Genomic DNA, 17,357 nt, shown 5'->3' with positions numbered 1-17,357 from the left:
TTTCCACCGCTTTCCTGCTGCGTGCTGATCTGGTGACAGCTTAGCTCCATTCCACTCTATGGGCAGTGGAAATCTCATTTTATGGACGCAATTTCGCCTTATGTGAATCGTCCCCGGGCGAGGTTGAGTTAATCTGCTCGAATCGGGCAGCGAGCGATCATCAGGGCCAATAAACCCGGCATCTGTCCTAAATGGGCACGGTATGATATTTGGAGGCTTATGCCGGTTGGCCGGACCCTTTCGAGGGGTTACCGGCGTCCTTCGGGCCGTTACCCAAACCCTTGGAGCGCACTTTCGGGGGCGCCGGGACGACACGGCCGCACAAGCTGCACAGCACAGACTGAACCGCAAACAGAACGGGTGACTGCCACCGTGAGCACAACCGATACGCCGCTGAACGCTTCCCGGACTCGAGGGGGATCGGGGCTGGGCCGCAAAGCCAAGGCGTATCTCGCCCTCACGAAACCCCGTGTCATCGAGCTCCTGCTGGTCAGTACCCTGCCCACCATGATCTACGCTGAGCGCGGATTCCCCTCCCTGGGTCTGATCCTTGCCACGCTGGTGGGCGGTGCCTTTGCTGCAGGCAGTGCGGGAGCATTCAACTGCTACATCGACCGCGACATTGACAAACTGATGCACCGGACCGAGAAGCGTCCGCTGGTCACGGGTGAGGTGACGCCTCGGGAGGCCCTGATCTTCTCCTGGCTGCTCGGCGCGGCCGCCATTGCCATCCTTTGGTTCGGCGCCAACCCGCTGGCAGCCTGGCTGGGCGCCGGCGCGATCTTCTTCTACGTGGTGATCTACACGATCATCCTCAAGCGCCGGACCGCGCAGAACATTGTGTGGGGCGGTGCGGCAGGCTGCTTCCCCGTGCTCATAGCCTGGGCAGCCGTAACCAACTCTGTGGACTGGCCGGCCGTCATCCTGTTCATGGTGATCTTCCTGTGGACGCCGCCGCACTACTGGCCGCTTTCCATGCGCTACGGCGAGGATTACCGCAATGCCAACGTGCCCATGCTCGGGGCCATCGCCGGTGCCAGGGTGGTCTCGGTCCAGGTGGTCCTGTATGCGTGGGCCATGGTGGCGTGCTCGTTGCTGTTGGTGCCGGCAGGCGGTGCCGGCTGGGTATATACCGCCACCGCGGTGCTCGCCGGCGCTTGGTTCCTCTACGAATCCCACGCCCTCTACAACAGGGCGCAGGGCGGGGACGTGTCCGACAAGGGCGCCATGAAGGTCTTCCACGGCTCCATCAGCTACCTCACACTGCTCTTCATCGCGCTGGCCTTAGATCCGTTCATCGGGTCAGCCGTCGTGGGCTAAGGCCAACCTGACCCAACGCTCTCTCACCTTTCGGGCCTTTTCCCTCGACGCTCTCTCACCTTTTGCAGAAAACACGGGAACCCTCTCGCACATTCAGTGCGTGAGGGTTTCCGTTTGCCGCAGGATCTGCGGGAGCGTTCCTCAAAAGGCCGCAGGATCTGCGGGAGCGTTCCTCGAAAGGCCGCAGGATCTGAGGGAGCGTTCCTCGAAAGGCCGCAGGATCTGAGGGAGCGTCGGGGCGGTGGGGCTACTTGACGGGGCTCGAGCGGGCGACGTCGGCGGCGTTGGTTGCCGCACCCATCAGCAGTGCCGCACCCAGCATGTGGGCGGCCACGAGCAAGACGGGAATGCTGTTGTAATACTGCGTAAAGCCGATCACCGCCTGCAGGACGGTGACGCCAAGCAGCATCAGCGCAGCGGTCCGGAAGGGCCCGGAGATTCGACGGGCAATGACCATCACCAGCGCAAAAATAGTTCCGGCGGTGATCAGGTACGCCGGAACGGCATGGATATGGGAAACCAGGTCCCAGTCCAGGCCATTGCGGGGCGCATCGGCGTCGCCGGCATGCGGGCCCGCGCCGGTCACTACGACGCCGAGCATCACAGCAAGGGCGGAGAAAACCGCGACGGCGGCCGTCACCGGACGCAGCACGCCGGGCAGGGCGGGGAGCGGGACAGCGGCGAACCGGCCGGTCCTTCCATAGGCCCGGTTGACGAGCAGCGTCGAAAACACCACAAGCGCCATGGACACGAGGAAGTGCAGGCCAACAACCCAGGGGTTGAGGTTGGTCAGGACGGTGATACCACCGATCACTGCCTGCGCGGGAATGCTGGCGAGCAGGCCCAGCGCCAGCAGGAAGAGGTCCTTGCGTTCCTTCCGGAGGTTCCAGAGGTAGACCAGCATCAGCGCGGCCACAGCGGCCAGCGCGAAGGTCAGCAGCCGGTTTCCGAACTCAATGAAGCCGTGGATCCCCATCTCCGGGGTGTTGACCAGGGACGTGGTTGTGCAGCGCGGCCAGGTAGGGCAGCCAAGGCCTGAGGCTGTCAGCCTGACGGCGCCGCCGGTGACGACCAGCAGCGTCTGGCCGATCAGCGACGCGAGAGCCAGGCGGCGGATGCGGACATCAACGGTGCGGGGCAGCCTGGACGTGAAGCGGCCTGCTAACTGGGGGAGGCGTGAAGCCGTGCTCACGGGTATCTCAATTCCACTTGAACCAACGGATGGCTGCGGCCCCGGCAATGAATGTCCAGAGCAACAGGATAACGGCGGCCACGGGGTTGAGCGTGCCGTGCAGGAAAGCTGTCCGCAATGCTTCGCCGAGGGCGCCGGAAGGCAGGTAATGCACTATGGCCTGGGCGGCAGCGGGCAGCCGTTCCGCGGGAATCACGATCCCGCCCAGCGAGCCCAGCAGGATCCACAGCAGGTTGGTGATGGCCAGGGTCGCCTCGGGGCGGACGGTTCCCGCCACCAGCAACCCGAGTGCTGTGAAGGCGGCAGCGCCCAGGATCAGGAGCGCCAGGCCGGGAAGCCAGGCCTCAGCCGGCGGCCGCCAGCCCAGGGGCAAGGCCACAGCCGTGACCACGGCAAGCTGCACTGTCAGTACCGCCAGGACAGCCAGTACCTTGCCCGCGATGAGGCCGGGGCGCCCTAAGGGTGTGGTGGACAGGAACCGGAGAACTCCGTAACGCCGGTCGAACCCGGTGGCAATGCCCTGCCCGGTGAAGGCAGTGGACATGGCGCACAGCGCCAGGATGCCCGGGACCGCAACGTTGATTCGGCTGGAACCCAGTCCGTCCAGGAAGGGGGTCACTGTCAGGCCCACCAAGGCAAGGAGCGGCAGCACCACGGCCAGGATCTGCTGCTCGCCGTTCCTGAGCATGGTCAGGGATTCATACTTTCCCTGCAGCAGGATGCGGCTCAGCAACGGGGCCGCCGCCTGGGGTGTCGGGGAATAAGAGGCCGACGACGACGGCAGGGAGGGGGACGACAGCTTGCTCATCGGATGTCCTTTCCTGAGATGTCCAGGAAGACGTCTTCCAGGCTGCGAGCCTCCAGGCTCATGGAGCCGGGCATTACTCCGTGGGCCGCCCACCAGGTTGCCAGCGAGGCAAGATCCTGCGGGGTGAGGGCGCCGGTGGCGACGTAGCTGCCTGCCCGGGTCTCGCTGACGGCGATGGATTCGGGGAGCACGCCTGTAAAGTCCAGGCCTGCCGGGGCTTCAAAAAAGAGCGTCCTGACATGGTCGGCGCCGGCTTCGACAACGGGGTCGCGCTGAAGGAGCTGGGACACCGTTCCCTCCGCGACGTTCCGCCCGGCGTCGATGATGTACACGTAGTCGGCCAGCCGTTGTGCGTCGTCCATCAGGTGCGTGGTCAGGATGATGCCCATGCCGCCGTCGCGCAGTTCGGCAATCAATTCAAATACCAGCTGCCGCGACTGGGGATCCAGGCCGGCACTGGGTTCATCGAGGAAGAGGACTTCGGGGTTGCCGATCAGGGCGGCGGCCAGGGCCAGCCTTTGCTTCTGTCCGCCGGAAAGCCGGCGCACGGATGTGCGGCTGAAAGTGTCGATTCCCAGTCGCTGGACCAGATCGTCCAGGGACCTGGGTCTCGCATACATCCCGGCGATGTGCTTCAGGAGCGGGATGGGCCGGGCCGACGGCGGGAGGCCGCCGTCCTGAAGCATGACGCCGACGCGTGAGCGCAGGTCGGCGCCCGCGTTGGCGGGGTCTTGGCCCAGCAGGGAGATGCTTCCGCCGGTACGCCTCTGAAGGCCTTGAGCGCACTCGATGGTGGTAGTCTTGCCTGCTCCGTTGGCTCCGAGGAGCGCGGTGACCTGGCCGGGTTCGGCGGCCAGCGAGACGCCGCTGACTATCCGGAGCATTTTTCCGTCCAGGCTGGCCAGCGGACCGACATCCTTGATTAACCCGCTGATGGACAGGACGGGGGATTCTGGGGAACGCACCCCAGCATTCTACGCGATGTAGTACTTGGTTGCGGCGTCCTAGGCCAGCCTCACCTTACTGGAAGGAGGGACTAAATTACGACATGATTGTGTTGTGTATTCCATGACCAACGCTACTGCTGTGCCTTTCGCCGGGCACGGGGCGCGACGCAGCACCGCCGACGGCGCCCAGATGGCCTCCGTTCCCGGGGCAGACGCGGACGAGCGCACCCGTGACCGGGTGCTCAGCGCCGTCCTGGAGCATGGTCCGATCAGCGCGGCCGAACTGGGCGACCTGCTGGGCTTCACCCCGGCCGCTGTCCGGCGCCACCTGGACCACCTCGCCCGCAGCGGCGTCATCGAGGTCAAGCGCGTGGCCCGGGCCGGTGCCGGCGCGGGCCGGCCTGCCCGCCGCTACGTCCTCAGCTCCCAGGGCCAGTCCAGCCTGGGCAATGACTACCTCGACATCGCAACCCTCGCGCTCAAGCAGCTGCAGGAAATGGCAGGCGACGAAGCAGTGCGGAAGTTCGCCGTCGATCGTTTTGCCGACATGGAGCGCCGCTACGCACCCGAAATCGAGAAGGCCGGCCCGGACATTACAGCCCGCGCCCGGGCGCTGTCCGAGGCATTAAGCCGGGACGGTTTCGTTGCATCGGCCGCATCGATCGAGGCGAAGGCCCCGCTGCCCGCTGCGCTTTCGAGCGTCCAGCTGTGCCAGGGGCACTGTCCTATCCAGCAGCTCGCTGCCCAGTTCCCCGTCTTCTGCGATGTCGAGACCGAGGTCTTTGCCCGGCTCGTAGGCGTTGATGTGCGCAGGCTGTCCACGCTGGCACGGGGCGGCCACGTCTGCACCACCCACATACCTACAGGCCGGCTGGCTGCTATGGGACCACAAATCCCGGTTGCCGCCCCCGCCAGCCTGAATGAAGTAAACAACCATCAGCAAGAAAGGCCGTGATGACGGACCAACTATCAGAGAAAGCGGTAGCCGAAGACACTGTGATCTCGGAGATTCTGGAGAAGAATCCTGAGCTCCACGGCATCGGCACCTACGAGTACGGATGGTCCGACAAGAACGACGTCGGTGCCAACGCCCGCCGCGGTATCAGCGACGAGGTTGTCCGCGATATTTCGGACAAAAAGAGCGAGCCGGAATGGATGCTGGACCTTCGCCTGAAGGGCCTGAAGTACTTCGATCGCAAGCCCATGCCCACTTGGGGTGCAGACCTCTCCGGCATCGACTTCGACAACATCAAGTACTTCGTCCGCTCCACTGAGAAGCAGGCCGCTACCTGGGAAGACCTGCCCGAGGACATCCGTAACACTTACGAGAAGCTGGGTATCCCGGAAGCTGAGCGCAGCCGCCTTGTCTCCGGTGTGGCAGCACAGTACGAATCCGAGGTCGTGTACCACCAGATCCGTGAAGACCTTGAAGCCCAGGGTGTGATCTTCCTGGACACCGACACCGCCCTGCGCGAGCACCCGGAGATCTTCCAGGAGTACTTCGGTACCGTCATCCCGGTGGGCGACAACAAGTTCGCCTCACTGAACACCGCCGTCTGGTCGGGTGGTTCCTTCGTATACGTCCCCAAGGGCGTCCACGTGGACATCCCGCTGCAGGCGTACTTCCGCATCAACACGGAAAACATGGGCCAGTTCGAGCGGACCCTGATCATCGCCGACGAGGACTCCTACGTCCACTACATCGAAGGCTGCACCGCTCCGATCTACACCTCGGACTCGCTGCACTCCGCCGTGGTGGAAATCATTGTCAAGAAGGGCGCCCGCGTCCGCTACACCACTATCCAGAACTGGTCCACCAACGTGTACAACCTGGTGACCAAGCGTGCCATCTGCGAAGAGGGCGCCACCATGGAATGGGTTGACGGGAACATCGGGTCCAAGGTCACCATGAAGTACCCGGCCGTCTACCTGGTGGGCGAGCACGCCAAGGGCGAGACCCTGTCCATCGCCTTCGCCGGCGCCGGCCAGCACCAGGACACCGGATCGAAGATGGTGCACATCGCTCCGAACACCAAGAGCTCCATCATCTCCAAGTCTGTCGCCCGCGGCGGCGGACGTGCAGCCTACCGCGGCCTGGTCCAGGTCCGTGAAGGCGCCAAGCACTCGGCCAACACCGTCCGCTGCGACGCGCTGCTGGTGGACACCATCAGCCGTTCGGACACCTACCCGTACATCGACATCCGCGAGGATGACGTCGTTATGGGCCACGAAGCCACCGTTTCACGGGTCAGCGAAGAACAGCTCTTCTACCTGATGTCCCGCGGCATGCGCGAGGACGAAGCCATGGCGATGATCGTCCGCGGCTTCATCGAACCAATTGCCCGCGAACTCCCGATGGAGTACGCACTTGAGCTGAACCGCCTGATTGAACTGCAGATGGAAGGGTCCGTCGGATAACGATGACTGAAATCACTACCGAAAAGGCGCGCATCGGCGCGCCCTCAGCCCAGCCGTTTATTAACGGCTTCACTGAAGAGGGCGAAAGCCTGTCACCGATCAACGCTGCCGCCTCCAAGGCGCCGCTTGCGGGTGAAGCCGTCAAGAGCCATTCGCATGGCGGCGGTGTCGGCATCCCGGACAGCTCACGGGCCGGCCGCCTGACCTCCTACAACCTGGCCGACTTCAAGCCGCTCACCGGGCTGGAAGAGGACTGGCGGTTCACCCCGCTCAAGCGGCTCCGCGGGCTCCACAGCGAGGTCCTCGCCGGTGCAGCTCCCGCCGTCGAGGTCAGCGGTCCCGACAGCATCACGGTGGAAACCGTGGGGCGCGGCGACAAGCGCATCGGCACTGCCGGTATCCCGGAGGACCGCGTGTCCGCCAACGCCTGGGAGAACTTCAGCGAAGCCACCGTGATCACCGTCCCGGCCGAATTCGTGGCGGACGCCGAGGTCAACGTGTCCATCACAGGCCAGGGAACGGAAGCCGCAGCGCAGCACCTGCTGATCGTCGCGGAAAAGTTTTCCAAGTCCGTTGTCGTCCTGAATCACCAGGGCACGGCTGTCGTCTCCGAAAACGTTGAAATCATTGTTGAGGACGGCGCGGACCTCACCGTCGTCTCGCTCCAGGAATGGAACGACGACGCCGTCCACGCCTCCTCCCAGCAAGCAAAAATCGGCCGCGACGCCAAGCTCAAGCACGTTGTGGTCAGCCTCGGCGGAGACCTGGTCCGCGTGACGCCCTCGGCGCGCTTTACGGAGTCCGGCGGCGAGGCTGAAATGTTCGGCCTCTACTTCGCGGACGCCGGGCAGCACCTTGAACAGCGGCTCTTCGTGGACCATGCTGTGGCGAACTGCAAATCCAACGTGCTCTACAAGGGCGCGCTCCAGGGCCGCAACGCGCACGCGGTGTGGGTGGGCGATGTCCTCATCCGTAAGGAAGCCGAAGGCACCGATAGCTACGAGGCCAACCGCACCCTGCTGCTGACGGACGGCGCCCGCGCCGACTCGGTTCCCAACCTGGAAATCGAGACCGGCCTGATCAAGGGAGCCGGCCACGCCAGCGCCACCGGCCGCCTCGACGACCAGCACCTGTTCTACCTGATGGCACGCGGCATCCCGGAGGATGTTGCCCGCCGACTTGTGGTCCGCGGCTTCCTGCACGAGATCATCCAGCAGATCAAGGTTCCCGCCCTCGAAGAGCGTCTTACGGACGCTGTTGAGCGCGAGCTCGCCGTGACGAACAACTAGACGGCACAGGACTACAGATGACTGACCAGCCAAAGGGCGAATTCGTCTGCAAGGTGGATGAAATCCAGCTCAAGCAGGCACTGCGGATCCTGATCGATGACTACCCCGTAGCCATCGTCAAGGACTCCATGGGCGAGATCCACGCCATCGGCGATACCTGCTCGCACGCGGACATCTCATTGTCCGAGGGCGAGGTGGAAGGCTGCATGATCGAGTGCTGGGGCCACGGCTCCCAGTTCGACCTGCGGACCGGGGAACCACTGCAGCTGCCGGCGTACGATCCGGTCCCGGTGTTCGCCGTCGAGATCGTCGGGGATGAGGTCTACGTGGACTTCACCAACGTGGTCAATGGTGCTGAAGCCCCGAACTTTAGCTAGCAGCCGTCTCCAAACAAGCAACAGAATCAAAAACTTCCAGACTAAGACCGCACCGCAGCCGGAAGGCGCGGGGCAAAGGAGAACAAGACATATGTCTACTCTTGAGATCAAGGACCTGCACGTCAGCATTGAGACGGAGCAGGGCACCAAGGAGATCCTGAAGGGCGTCAGCCTGACCATCAAGACCGGCCAGACCCACGCCATCATGGGCCCCAACGGCTCCGGCAAGTCCACGCTGGCCTCCACCATCGCCGGGCACCCGCGCTACAACGTCACCAGCGGTACCATCACGCTGGACGGCGAAAACGTCCTGGACATGAGCGTTGACGAGCGCGCCCGGGCAGGTCTTTTCCTGGCCATGCAGTACCCGGTCGAGATCCCCGGCGTCAGCATGACGAACTTCCTGCGCACCGCGAAGACGGCCATCGACGGCCAGGCGCCGGCACTGCGCACGTGGACCAAGGACGTCAAGGCCGCCATGCAGCAGCTGCGCATCGATGCAGATTTCGCCCAGCGCAACGTCAACGAAGGCTTCTCCGGCGGCGAGAAGAAGCGCGTGGAGATCCTCCAGCTGGAGCTCTTCAAGCCGAAGTTCGCCATCCTGGACGAGACCGACTCGGGCCTGGACGTTGACGCACTCAAGGTTGTCTCCGAGGGCGTCAACCGTGCCCACGCCGAGGGCAACATGGGCACGCTGCTCATCACCCACTACACCCGCATCCTGCGCTACATCAAGCCTGACTTCGTACACGTATTCGTTGACGGCCAGGTTGTTGAAGAGGGCGGCCCCGAACTGGCGGACCGCCTCGAAGAAGAAGGCTACGACCGTTACGCCTCCGGCGCCGGAGCAGCCACCATCGCTGCAGCCGCGGCAGCAGCACAGGCCTAGTAAGGACTTGCCATGACCGAAATCGATTCGTCCCGCACGGGCCTCGAAGACGTCGAAGAAGCACTCAAGGACGTCATCGACCCCGAGCTCGGCGTGAACATCGTCGACCTCGGGCTGCTGTACGGCCTCAAGTACTCGGACGACGACGGCGCACTGCTGATCGACATGACCCTGACCACAGCCGCCTGCCCCCTGACCGACGTCCTGGAGGAGCAGGTAGGCCAGGCCCTGGACGGCATCGTAGACGACTGGCGCCTGAACTGGGTCTGGATGCCGCCGTGGGGTCCCGAGCGGATTACCGACGACGGCAAGGACCAGATGCGGGCCCTCGGCTTCAACATCTAGGACTGCCAGAAGTACGACGACGGCCGGTTACCTTCCCAGCGAAGGTAGCCGGCCGTCGTCGTTCCCCACCGGCCAGGTCAGGGAGTGGCTACCGCGAAGGTGTCGCACTGGTTGATGTCGCCCGTCTTGTAACCCTGGGCGAACCATTTCTGGCGCTGGGCGCTGGAACCGTGGGTCCAGGCTTCCGGCGAGATCCGGCCGGTGGCGGCCTTCTGGATCCTGTCATCGCCCACCGAGGACGCCGCGGAGAGGGCGTCGTTGAGGTCCTGCTGGGTCAGCGGCTCCAGGAACGGCTGACCCGTCGCGGGGTCCGGCGTGGTGCTGGCATAGCGGACCCAGAGGCCTGCATAGCAGTCCGCCTGCAGCTCAGTCCGGACGGCACCGGACTCCGGACCCTGGGGATCCTGCTGGGCCCGGTCGATGGTTCCCAGCACGCTCTGGATGTGGTGGCCGAATTCATGGGCCACCACGTACTCCTGCGCAAGCGGACCTCCTGAAGAGCCGAAGCGGTCCACGAGTTCCTGGAAGAAACCGGGGTCGAAGTAGGCAGTAGTGTCAGCCGGACAGTAGAACGGGCCCACCTCGCTGGTGGCGGCGCCGCAGCCGGTACCGGTCCCGCCGCTGAAGATCACTGTCTTCGGCTGCGGGTACTGCACGCCATAGTCCCGCAGGTAAGCGGGCCAGAAGACGTTGAGGCTGTTCACTGTGCCGGTGATCCGGCAGTCCAGCCGCGCGTCGGCGTCGGCTCCGGTTGTGCAGGCGGGAGCGGTGCCCTGGCTTTGGGTTTCCGGTCCTGCGCCGGCCAGGCCCTCAAGTAACTGCGGGTTGAAGCCCAGCAGCGCGGCGATAAGCAGGATGAGCCCGCCGCCTATGCCGCCGCCGACTTTTGCACCGCGGCCCATGCCGCGCCTGTCCTGTACCTGCGAGGGATCCAGCCGAACGTCGTCATTGAAGCTCATAGAGTCACAATAGCCTTTGGCGGCGGGCCCGAAAGGGGATATGGCCGGTAAAGTTGGTTCGATGCCTTTTCTCAACAAGATCCAGCGCTGGGCCGAAGAACGGCCCCAGGACACCGCCGTCGTTGTTGCCGGTAGGCGGCTGGGTTGGGCCGAACTCCGGGACGCGGCCGCGGCTGCCGTGCCGTTCTCGGACGGCGTCACGGTGCTGGCGGAAGCCAACTCAGTGGACTTCGTGGCCAGGTTCGCTGCAGCCGTTGCGGGTGCCCGGCAGTGCGCGGTCCTGGACCCCTCATGGCCCGTCCAGCTGCACACCGATATCCTCCAGCGGCTGCGTGAGCACGTCCCGCCGGCCCCGGTATCCGGCGAAGACGCGCTGGCGGACGGACCGCCGGAATCAACCTTCCTGATCGGACTGACGTCCGGCACCACGTCGGTGCCCAAGGCGTTCACCAGATCGCGGCGGTCCTGGCAGGAATCCTTTGATGCCTCGATTGAATTCTTCGGCCTCCGGCAGGACGATGTGACGCTGGCGCCCGGGCCCCTCGCGGCAAGCCTCAACCTCTACGCCTTGGCGGAATGCCTCTACGCGGGTTCTGAATTCCAGACCCTTGAGGGTTTCGACGTCGGCGATGTCCACGCAGCGATCACCTACGACCGCGTGACCCGGCTGGTGCTGGTCCCCACCATGCTGCGGCTGCTCAGCGAACGCGGACTGACCGGCGGTGTTGACGCGTCAGGGGTGCGGACCATCATCTGTGCCGGCTCCAAGCTTGATGCCCGGACCCTTGAGGCCGCCAGGCGCTGGGCCCCGAAGGCCACCATCTTCGAATATTACGGGGCCTCAGAGCTCAGCTTTGTCTCAGGGGCCGGCCTGCCCGCCGGAGAACCGCTGGATGCCGGCGGAACAGGGATCGGACGTCCTTTCCCGGGGGTGGAGGTCCGGATCCTGGACGACGGCGGCGAGGCCCTTCCCGACGGCGAACCGGGCAATATCTGCGTCCGCAGCGCAATGGTGAGCAACGGCTATCTTTGGGGCGACGACGGCGAAGCGCTGAGGTCCTTCGACGGCTGGGTTACGGTGGGGGACCAGGGCTACCTGGCCAGCGGTGAACTGCATATCCTGGGCCGCCGTGCGGACATGATCCTGACATCGGGAAAGAACGTCTATCCGCACGAGGTGGAGCTGGCCCTTGCCTCCGTGCCCGGAGTGGCCGCCGCCGTGGCAGCTGGCTTGCCGGACGACATCAGGGGCCAGCGCGTGGTGGCTGGGGTCGTGGCCTCGCACGGCGGGATCACGGCCACCCAGCTGAGGGCCGGCCTGGAGAATATCCTGACGCGCGACAAGCGTCCACTGCAGTATTTTGCCCTCACCGAACTGCCCACCACGGACCGGGGCAAGGTCAGCCGCAACATCCTCCTCGACTGGATCACCTCCCGGGACACCAGGGCGCGCCACCTTGGCCAGTAACCTGCTCCCGCCCGAAACACTCCCCGCCGAGAGGCAGCCGGTGATCATCGCGGCAAGGCGGACCCCGGTCTGCCGGGCCAATGGTGCCTTGAAGGAGCTGCGCGCGCACCAGCTGCTGGCACCCGTCCTGGCGCAGCTGCTCTCCGACAGCCGGGTGCCGCCCGCAGCCGTCACTGACGTGGTGATCGGCAACGCTGTGGGCGGCGGCGGCAACGTTGCCCGGCTGGCGCTGCTGGAGGCCGGACTTCCGGCCAGCGTTCCCGGAGTCACCGTGGACCGGCAGTGCGGTTCGGGCCTGGATGCCGTCGTGCTGGCGTCCAGGCTGGTGGCCGCCGGCGGCAGCCCGGTCTTCCTCGCAGGGGGCGTGGAAAGCATCAGCACCGCTCCCTTGCGGGCGCACAGGAACGACGACGGCGGGCACGAGTTTTTCGACCGGGCCCAGTTTGTCCCGCACAGCCACGGCGACCCGGACATGGGAGTCGCCGCGGAAAACGTCGCACACCGCTTCGGTATCACCCGGGACCGGCAGGATGCCTTTGCCCTGCGCAGCCACCAGCTCGCCTCGGCTGCGGCCCGGGCAGGTACCTTCGCCGATGAAATCACCACCCTGGAGACCTCCTCCGGGACCGTCAGCGCGGACGACGGCCCACGCGCAAGCCTGAATGCGACCGTGCTCCGGCGGTTCCCGGCCGCCTTTGTTGATTCCGGAACCGTCACCGCGGGGAACTCCTGCTTCGATGCCGACGCAGCCTCCGCCGTCGTCATCACCTCCCTGCAGCGGGCCCGCGAACTGGGGGCGGCGGACGGGCTGCTGGTCCTGTCCAGTGACACGGCGGGAGTGGAACCCCGGCTGCTGGGCATCGGCGCCGCTGTCGCTGCCGAAAGGCTTCTGGCCGCCAGGAGGCTCGTCGCCGGCGACGTCGGCCTGGTGGAGTTCAATGAGGCCTTCGCTTCGCAGGCCCTGGCCTGCCTTGACCGCCTGGGAATTGACCCGTTGCGGGTGAATGCCGACGGCGGTGCGCTGGCTTTGGGCCACGCTTACGGGGCGTCCGGGGCTGTCCTGGTGACCCGCCTGCTGGCACAGGCCCGCCGCACGGGTGAGCACGGCCGGCTGGCGTTGGCGATGATCAGTATTGCCGGCGGCATGGGCACCGCGGCGCTGCTGCGATATGAAAAGCTGGCCGCAGCCCCGGCGTAATGCTCCCTGCCGTGCTCCTGCTGTTGCCGTCCGGCAGCGCGTGCAGGTCTTGCATGACCGGGATGAGCGAGATGGCAGTGCAGGGAGCACTACTGCGGGCTCCGTCAGTCTTCGGCCTCGCCGAGTCCGCGGGCGGCCAGCGCCTCACCGGTCTGGCGGGCGAACGCCACGGTGGTGATGAAAACGGGCAGGACCAGGGCGCGCGGGTTGCGTTCCAAGCCGCGGGCGCGGGCGGAGTCGCGGACGTCAGCGAATGCGCCGGCGATGTACGGGATGCTCCGAAGCATGATGGCGATGGTCAACGCGAAGCGTTCCGGATCGGCGCCGAACCGGCGGAACGGGCCGGCTAGGGACACGACCCCGTCCAGCAGCCGCTGCAGGGGGGTGGTGACCGTCAGCAGGGACGCCGCCACCACACAGACCAGGATGTTCAGGACAATCCGGAGCGCAGTAGGGGCGCCCAGTTGCCACCACTGGAACAGGCCGATGACCAGCAGCACCAGGGCCAGCGGACGAACGGTGCCGAGGAGCCTCCGGGGCCCCGCGCCGGTCAGGAGAAAGAGGCAACATAAAGTGGCCAGCACGGCCGCGGATACCAGCCAGTCCACCACCAGGAACGAGGCCACGCCGCACACGAGCACCACAAGGAATTTTAGCCAGAGCGGGGCACGGTGGATCAGGGACGCGCCCGGGACATAGTTGGCCAGCAGGAAGCCGTGTCCCCTCACGGCGTTGCCAGGTCCGCCGCGCACAGGGAACGGTAGTGCCCGACGGCGGCGGCAGCGGCGCCATCGAACACTACCCGTCCGGACTCGACCACCAGGACGCGGTCCATTTCGAGGGCAAGGTCGAGGTCGTGGGTGGACATCACGATCTGTTGGTCCAGGCCGGACAGAGTGTGGCGAAGCAGTTCGCGGTTCCGCAGGTCCAGCAGGGTTGACGGTTCGTCGAGTACCAGGACCGAAGGATCCACGGCCAGCACGGCAGCCAGCGCCATCAGCTGGCGTTCCCCGCCGGAGAGCTCGTAGATGCTTTGGTCGGCAAGGACGAGCAGGCCGAAGCGGTCCAGCACGGCCTCGGCTGTGGCCCGCCGCTCGTCTCCGTTCCGCACCGAGCGCCGCAGGGACAGTTCGACGTCCTCCCTGCCTGTGGGCATGACCAGCTGTGAAAGGGGATCGGTGAAGACAAATCCCACCTGTTGCCGGACGGCCCGCACTTTCCGGACAGTATCCGCACCGTTGACCGCGACGGTCCCCGAGGTGGGCGCCACGAGCCCGTTCATCAGGCGCAGGAGGGTGGACTTGCCGGAGCCGTTGGCTCCGATCACTCCGATCCGCTGCTCCGCAAGGGTGAGCGTGATGTCCTGAAGCAGGACCTTGGGGTCCGGGCGCCCATCCACGGCCACCCGGACACCCGCGTTGCTCAGGGAAATGACGCTCACTGCTGGATGGAGCTCTGCTGCCCGACTGGACGGACGCGGCGGACCAGAAGGTCCGGGAACGCCTTGTGCAAGGCGAGTGCCACTGTGACGGCCAGGACATTCTTGATGATGTCGCCGGGGTAGAAGGGGAGGTCGGCGAGGAACGCCTTGGAGAAGTCCAGCTTCGCATTGATCATCATGCCGACGACGCCCAGGGCGTGGACGACGACGATACTCGTGACCGTGGCAGCCGCGAAAAGCAAGACGCCGCGGTACTTCAGAGTGCGGCGAATGATGACCGCGGAGAGCCAGCCAACCGCCGCTGCCGCAAGGGGGAAGGCGATGATGTAGCCGGCAGACGGGCCGGCCAGGATGCCGAGCCCGCTGCGCCCGCTGCTGAAAATGGGGAGTCCAGCGAGCCCCAGCACGGTGTAGAGGGCCACGGCGGCGAAAGCCCTTCCCGGGCCGAGCGCCAGGCCGGTGAGCATCACGGCGAGGGTCTGCAGGGTGATAGGTACGCCGAGAGCGCCGACGGGAATGGCGGCCACGAGTGCCGAAGCGGCAACCATGGCGGCGAAGACGGCAATCAGGCCCAGGTCGGTGGCGTTCCAGCGGCGGCGTTCAGGCGAGGCGGTGCCGGTGACGGCAGTGTCAGTCTGGCTCATGGGGATCCTGTCGGGTCTGTACAAGTGAATGTGGGGTAATCCTGACGTTACCGGCCCCGCCTGGCCTCCATTTTGTGGGGCCCCTACTAAACGGGAGCCCGGGAGCTGACGGCACGGCACAAAAGGCGCCTGCCCGGTCCTGGCAGTGGACGGTAGAGCAGGAGCCGGGAGGACGACGGCGTGCGGCGGTTATGGCGCGAAGCTGCGGCCGGTAGACTTGTATAGGCCGTTCTATGGCCACTCTGCCCGGTTCCACCCAGACATCATCCGTTGGGCTGCGGCATTCCCTGTTGTGAAAGGCCTTACCTGCTGTGATTACCGTCCAGGATCTTGAACTGCGCGCCGGCGCCCGGCTCCTTATGGACCAGGTGAGCTTCCGCATCGACAGGGGAGACAAGATCGGCCTGGTGGGCCGGAACGGTGCAGGCAAAACCACGCTCACGCGTGTCCTCGCCGGCGAAGGCCTGCCGGCCGCGGGCAAGGTGACCCGCACGGGCGAGATCGGCTACCTGCCCCAGGACCCCCGCACGCCGGACATGGAGCAGCTGGCGCGTGACCGGATCCTTTCAGTCCGTGGCCTGGACATCGCCGTCGGCAGGCTCCGTGTGGCCCACGAAGAGATGGCCAGCGAAGACGCCACTGTCCAGCGCAAGGCGATGAACCGCTATGACCGGCTGGAATCCGAGTTCCTGGCTGCCGGCGGTTACGCGGCCGAGGCCGAGGCCGCAGCCATTTGCTCCAACCTCGCGCTGCCGGACCGGCTGCTGAACCAGCCGCTCAAGACGCTCTCCGGTGGCCAGCGCCGCCGTGTGGAGCTGGCCCGGATCCTGTACTCGGACGCTGAGACCATGCTCCTGGATGAGCCCACCAACCACCTCGATGCCGACTCCATTGCCTGGCTGCGTGACTTCCTCAAGAACCACCAGGGCGGTCTGATCGTGATCAGCCACGACACCGAGCTGCTCGAAGCCACAGTGAACAAGGTCTTCCTGCTGGATGCCAACCGCGCCCAGATCGACTTCTACAACATGGACTGGAAGCGCTACCTCACCCAGCGCGAAACCGACGAACGCGCCCGGAAGCGGGAACGCGCCAACGCTGAAAAGAAGGCCCAGGTCCTTTTCGACCAGGCCAACAAGATGCGCGCCAAGGCCACCAAGGCCGTCGCAGCGCAGAACATGGCCAAGCGCGCCGAGCGGTTGCTCAGCGGGCTGGAGGCCGTGCGCGAAAACGACCGGGTGGCCGCGCTGCGGTTCCCGGATCCGTCGCCCTGCGGCAAGACCCCGCTCACCGCAGAAGGCCTCAGCAAGTCCTACGGTTCGCTGGAAATCTTCACGGACGTGGACCTGGCCATCGACCGCGGCTCCAAGGTGGTCATCCTGGGACTTAACGGCGCCGGCAAGACCACCCTCCTTCGGATGCTCGCGGGCGTGGACCAGCCCGATACCGGTGATGTCATTGCCGGCCACGGCCTCAAGGTGGGCTATTACGCCCAGGAACACGAGACGCTCGACGTCGATCGCACCGTCCTGGAGAATATGCGGTCCTCCGCACCGGATATGAAGGACGCCGAGGTGCGTGGCATCCTCGGCTCGTTCCTGTTCTCCGGAGACGACGTCGACAAGCCCGCCGGTGTGCTCTCCGGCGGCGAGAAGACCCGCCTGGCTCTTGCCACCATCGTGGCATCAAGCGCCAACGTCCTCCTCCTCGACGAGCCGACCAATAACCTGGACCCCGCCAGCCGCGCCGAAATCCTGGGCGCCTTGAGGAACTACAGCGGCGCCGTCGTCCTGGTCAGCCACGATGAAGGCGCGGTCGAAGCCCTCAACCCCGAGCGGGTTGTGCTGCTGCCTGACGGCGTCGAGGACCACTGGAACGAGGACTACCTGGACCTCATCACGCTCGCCTAGGAATCCTCCGGCGCGCTCGGCCGGTCCGCCTGGACATCGGGGTCAACTACCGGCGAAAGTGCGTCAGCGAGGAACTCCCGGGGGTTCTTCTCATCAGGTGCCCTTTTCTGATCAGGTTCCTGTGGGCCATCATCGGCTGGAACATCGCTCAT

The 17,357-nt window shown here is 65.5% G+C and carries 18 protein-coding genes; 10 read left to right on the top strand and 8 right to left on the bottom strand.

Translation table 11 applies throughout. From position 1 onward, the window contains the following. Positions 1 to 360: 360 nt before the first annotated feature. A complete protein-coding gene (locus QFZ40_RS09605) occupies positions 361 to 1,320 on the top strand; it encodes a heme o synthase (protein WP_306904091.1) in 960 nt (319 codons plus the stop codon). Positions 1,321 to 1,567: 247 nt separating this feature from the next. On the opposite strand, the gene QFZ40_RS09600 is transcribed toward QFZ40_RS09605, so the two are convergent. From QFZ40_RS09600 to QFZ40_RS09590, 3 genes are read right to left on the bottom strand one after another with little or no spacing between them, the layout of a single operon-like run. Continuing rightward, positions 1,568 to 2,512, bottom strand: coding sequence for a COX15/CtaA family protein (locus QFZ40_RS09600; RefSeq protein WP_306904089.1), 945 nt, complete (start codon positions 2,510 to 2,512; stop codon positions 1,568 to 1,570). Positions 2,513 to 2,519: 7 nt separating this feature from the next. After that, a complete protein-coding gene (locus QFZ40_RS09595; RefSeq protein ID WP_306904088.1) occupies positions 2,520 to 3,320 on the bottom strand; it encodes an ABC transporter permease in 801 nt (266 codons plus the stop codon). Further along, positions 3,317 to 4,285 carry an ABC transporter ATP-binding protein gene (locus tag QFZ40_RS09590; RefSeq protein WP_306904087.1) on the bottom strand — a complete coding sequence of 323 codons (969 nt, stop codon included), beginning with the start codon at positions 4,283 to 4,285 and terminating at the stop codon, positions 3,317 to 3,319. The genes QFZ40_RS09595 and QFZ40_RS09590 overlap by 4 nt, the downstream gene beginning before the upstream one ends. A 103-nt stretch (positions 4,286 to 4,388) precedes the next feature. Between QFZ40_RS09590 and QFZ40_RS09585 the strand changes: the two genes are divergently transcribed. The 6 genes from QFZ40_RS09585 (at position 4,389) to QFZ40_RS09560 (ending at position 9,585) form a co-directional block, all read left to right on the top strand. Then, positions 4,389 to 5,222, top strand: coding sequence for a helix-turn-helix transcriptional regulator (locus tag QFZ40_RS09585; protein ID WP_306904086.1), 834 nt, complete (start codon positions 4,389 to 4,391; stop codon positions 5,220 to 5,222). Then, positions 5,222 to 6,685 carry a Fe-S cluster assembly protein SufB gene (gene sufB / locus QFZ40_RS09580; protein WP_214959237.1) on the top strand — a complete coding sequence of 488 codons (1,464 nt, stop codon included), beginning with the start codon at positions 5,222 to 5,224 and terminating at the stop codon, positions 6,683 to 6,685. The genes QFZ40_RS09585 and sufB overlap by 1 nt, the downstream gene beginning before the upstream one ends. Positions 6,686 to 6,687: 2 nt before the next feature. Further along, positions 6,688 to 7,974 carry a Fe-S cluster assembly protein SufD gene (sufD, locus tag QFZ40_RS09575; protein ID WP_306904085.1) on the top strand — a complete coding sequence of 429 codons (1,287 nt, stop codon included), beginning with the start codon at positions 6,688 to 6,690 and terminating at the stop codon, positions 7,972 to 7,974. A gap of 17 nt (positions 7,975 to 7,991) precedes the next feature. After that, the gene (locus QFZ40_RS09570; protein WP_306904084.1) at positions 7,992 to 8,351 is read left to right on the top strand and encodes a non-heme iron oxygenase ferredoxin subunit; all 360 of its coding nucleotides are present in this window, start codon (positions 7,992 to 7,994) and stop codon (positions 8,349 to 8,351) included. A 91-nt stretch (positions 8,352 to 8,442) separates the two neighbouring features. After that, the gene (gene sufC, locus QFZ40_RS09565; RefSeq protein WP_306904082.1) at positions 8,443 to 9,240 is read left to right on the top strand and encodes a Fe-S cluster assembly ATPase SufC; all 798 of its coding nucleotides are present in this window, start codon (positions 8,443 to 8,445) and stop codon (positions 9,238 to 9,240) included. A gap of 12 nt (positions 9,241 to 9,252) precedes the next feature. Next, positions 9,253 to 9,585, top strand: coding sequence for a metal-sulfur cluster assembly factor (locus QFZ40_RS09560; RefSeq protein ID WP_306904081.1), 333 nt, complete (start codon positions 9,253 to 9,255; stop codon positions 9,583 to 9,585). A gap of 77 nt (positions 9,586 to 9,662) precedes the next feature. On the opposite strand, the gene ypfJ is transcribed toward QFZ40_RS09560, so the two are convergent. Continuing rightward, a complete protein-coding gene (gene ypfJ / locus QFZ40_RS09555; protein ID WP_306904080.1) occupies positions 9,663 to 10,544 on the bottom strand; it encodes a KPN_02809 family neutral zinc metallopeptidase in 882 nt (293 codons plus the stop codon). Between the two features lie 61 nt (positions 10,545 to 10,605). On the opposite strand from ypfJ, the gene QFZ40_RS09550 reads away from it, so the two are divergent. Both QFZ40_RS09550 and QFZ40_RS09545 read left to right on the top strand, forming a co-directional pair. Next, entirely contained in the window at positions 10,606 to 12,012 is a 1,407-nt protein-coding gene (locus QFZ40_RS09550) for a class I adenylate-forming enzyme family protein (protein ID WP_306904079.1), read from the top strand. Beyond that, complete coding sequence (locus QFZ40_RS09545; protein WP_306904078.1) at positions 12,002 to 13,210, top strand: thiolase family protein; 1,209 nt, start codon at positions 12,002 to 12,004, stop codon at positions 13,208 to 13,210. The genes QFZ40_RS09550 and QFZ40_RS09545 overlap by 11 nt, the downstream gene beginning before the upstream one ends. 104 nt (positions 13,211 to 13,314) lie before the next feature. On the opposite strand, the gene QFZ40_RS09540 is transcribed toward QFZ40_RS09545, so the two are convergent. The 3 genes from QFZ40_RS09540 to QFZ40_RS09530 are packed head-to-tail and all read right to left on the bottom strand — an operon-like array spanning position 13,315 to position 15,295. Beyond that, positions 13,315 to 13,938 (bottom strand): energy-coupling factor transporter transmembrane component T family protein, encoded by a 624-nt coding sequence (locus QFZ40_RS09540; protein ID WP_306906887.1) that lies wholly within the window; start codon positions 13,936 to 13,938, stop codon positions 13,315 to 13,317. Beyond that, positions 13,935 to 14,651: an energy-coupling factor ABC transporter ATP-binding protein gene (locus QFZ40_RS09535; RefSeq protein WP_306904076.1), complete on the bottom strand. Its 717-nt coding sequence runs from the start codon at positions 14,649 to 14,651 to the stop codon at positions 13,935 to 13,937. The genes QFZ40_RS09540 and QFZ40_RS09535 overlap by 4 nt, the downstream gene beginning before the upstream one ends. Further along, a complete protein-coding gene (locus QFZ40_RS09530; RefSeq protein WP_306904075.1) occupies positions 14,648 to 15,295 on the bottom strand; it encodes a biotin transporter BioY in 648 nt (215 codons plus the stop codon). Before QFZ40_RS09530 ends, QFZ40_RS09535 begins: the two co-directional genes overlap by 4 nt. Before the next feature lie 311 nt (positions 15,296 to 15,606). Between QFZ40_RS09530 and QFZ40_RS09525 the strand changes: the two genes are divergently transcribed. Beyond that, a complete protein-coding gene (locus QFZ40_RS09525; protein WP_306904074.1) occupies positions 15,607 to 17,205 on the top strand; it encodes an ABC-F family ATP-binding cassette domain-containing protein in 1,599 nt (532 codons plus the stop codon). Here QFZ40_RS09525 and QFZ40_RS09520 read toward each other — a convergent pair. Further along, positions 17,202 to 17,357: a hypothetical protein gene (locus QFZ40_RS09520; protein WP_306904072.1), complete on the bottom strand. Its 156-nt coding sequence runs from the start codon at positions 17,355 to 17,357 to the stop codon at positions 17,202 to 17,204. The genes QFZ40_RS09525 and QFZ40_RS09520 overlap by 4 nt on opposite strands.

The sequence above is a fragment of the Arthrobacter pascens genome (genome assembly GCF_030816475.1).
Lineage (GTDB): Bacteria > Actinomycetota > Actinomycetes > Actinomycetales > Micrococcaceae > Arthrobacter > Arthrobacter pascens_B.
The sequence above is the reverse complement of the archived record's forward strand: the minus strand, read 5'-3'. Positions and strand labels throughout refer to the sequence as shown.

Excerpts from the sequence above, each read along its gene's own strand:
- QFZ40_RS09585 (WP_306904086.1), top strand. The coding sequence starts at position 4,389 with ATGACCAACGCTACTGCTGTGCCTTTCGCCGGGCACGGGGCGCGACGC.
- sufD (WP_306904085.1), top strand. The coding sequence starts at position 6,688 with ATGACTGAAATCACTACCGAAAAGGCGCGCATCGGCGCGCCCTCAGCC.
- QFZ40_RS09560 (WP_306904081.1), top strand. The coding sequence starts at position 9,253 with ATGACCGAAATCGATTCGTCCCGCACGGGCCTCGAAGACGTCGAAGAA.
- QFZ40_RS09530 (WP_306904075.1), bottom strand. The coding sequence starts at position 15,295 with ATGAGCCAGACTGACACTGCCGTCACCGGCACCGCCTCGCCTGAACGC.
- ypfJ (WP_306904080.1), bottom strand. The coding sequence starts at position 10,544 with ATGAGCTTCAATGACGACGTTCGGCTGGATCCCTCGCAGGTACAGGAC.
- QFZ40_RS09595 (WP_306904088.1), bottom strand. The coding sequence starts at position 3,320 with ATGAGCAAGCTGTCGTCCCCCTCCCTGCCGTCGTCGTCGGCCTCTTAT.
- QFZ40_RS09520 (WP_306904072.1), bottom strand. The coding sequence starts at position 17,357 with ATGAGCGATGTTCCAGCCGATGATGGCCCACAGGAACCTGATCAGAAA.
- QFZ40_RS09550 (WP_306904079.1), top strand. The coding sequence starts at position 10,606 with ATGCCTTTTCTCAACAAGATCCAGCGCTGGGCCGAAGAACGGCCCCAG.
- sufC (WP_306904082.1), top strand. The coding sequence starts at position 8,443 with ATGTCTACTCTTGAGATCAAGGACCTGCACGTCAGCATTGAGACGGAG.
- QFZ40_RS09570 (WP_306904084.1), top strand. The coding sequence starts at position 7,992 with ATGACTGACCAGCCAAAGGGCGAATTCGTCTGCAAGGTGGATGAAATC.
- sufB (WP_214959237.1), top strand. The coding sequence starts at position 5,222 with ATGACGGACCAACTATCAGAGAAAGCGGTAGCCGAAGACACTGTGATC.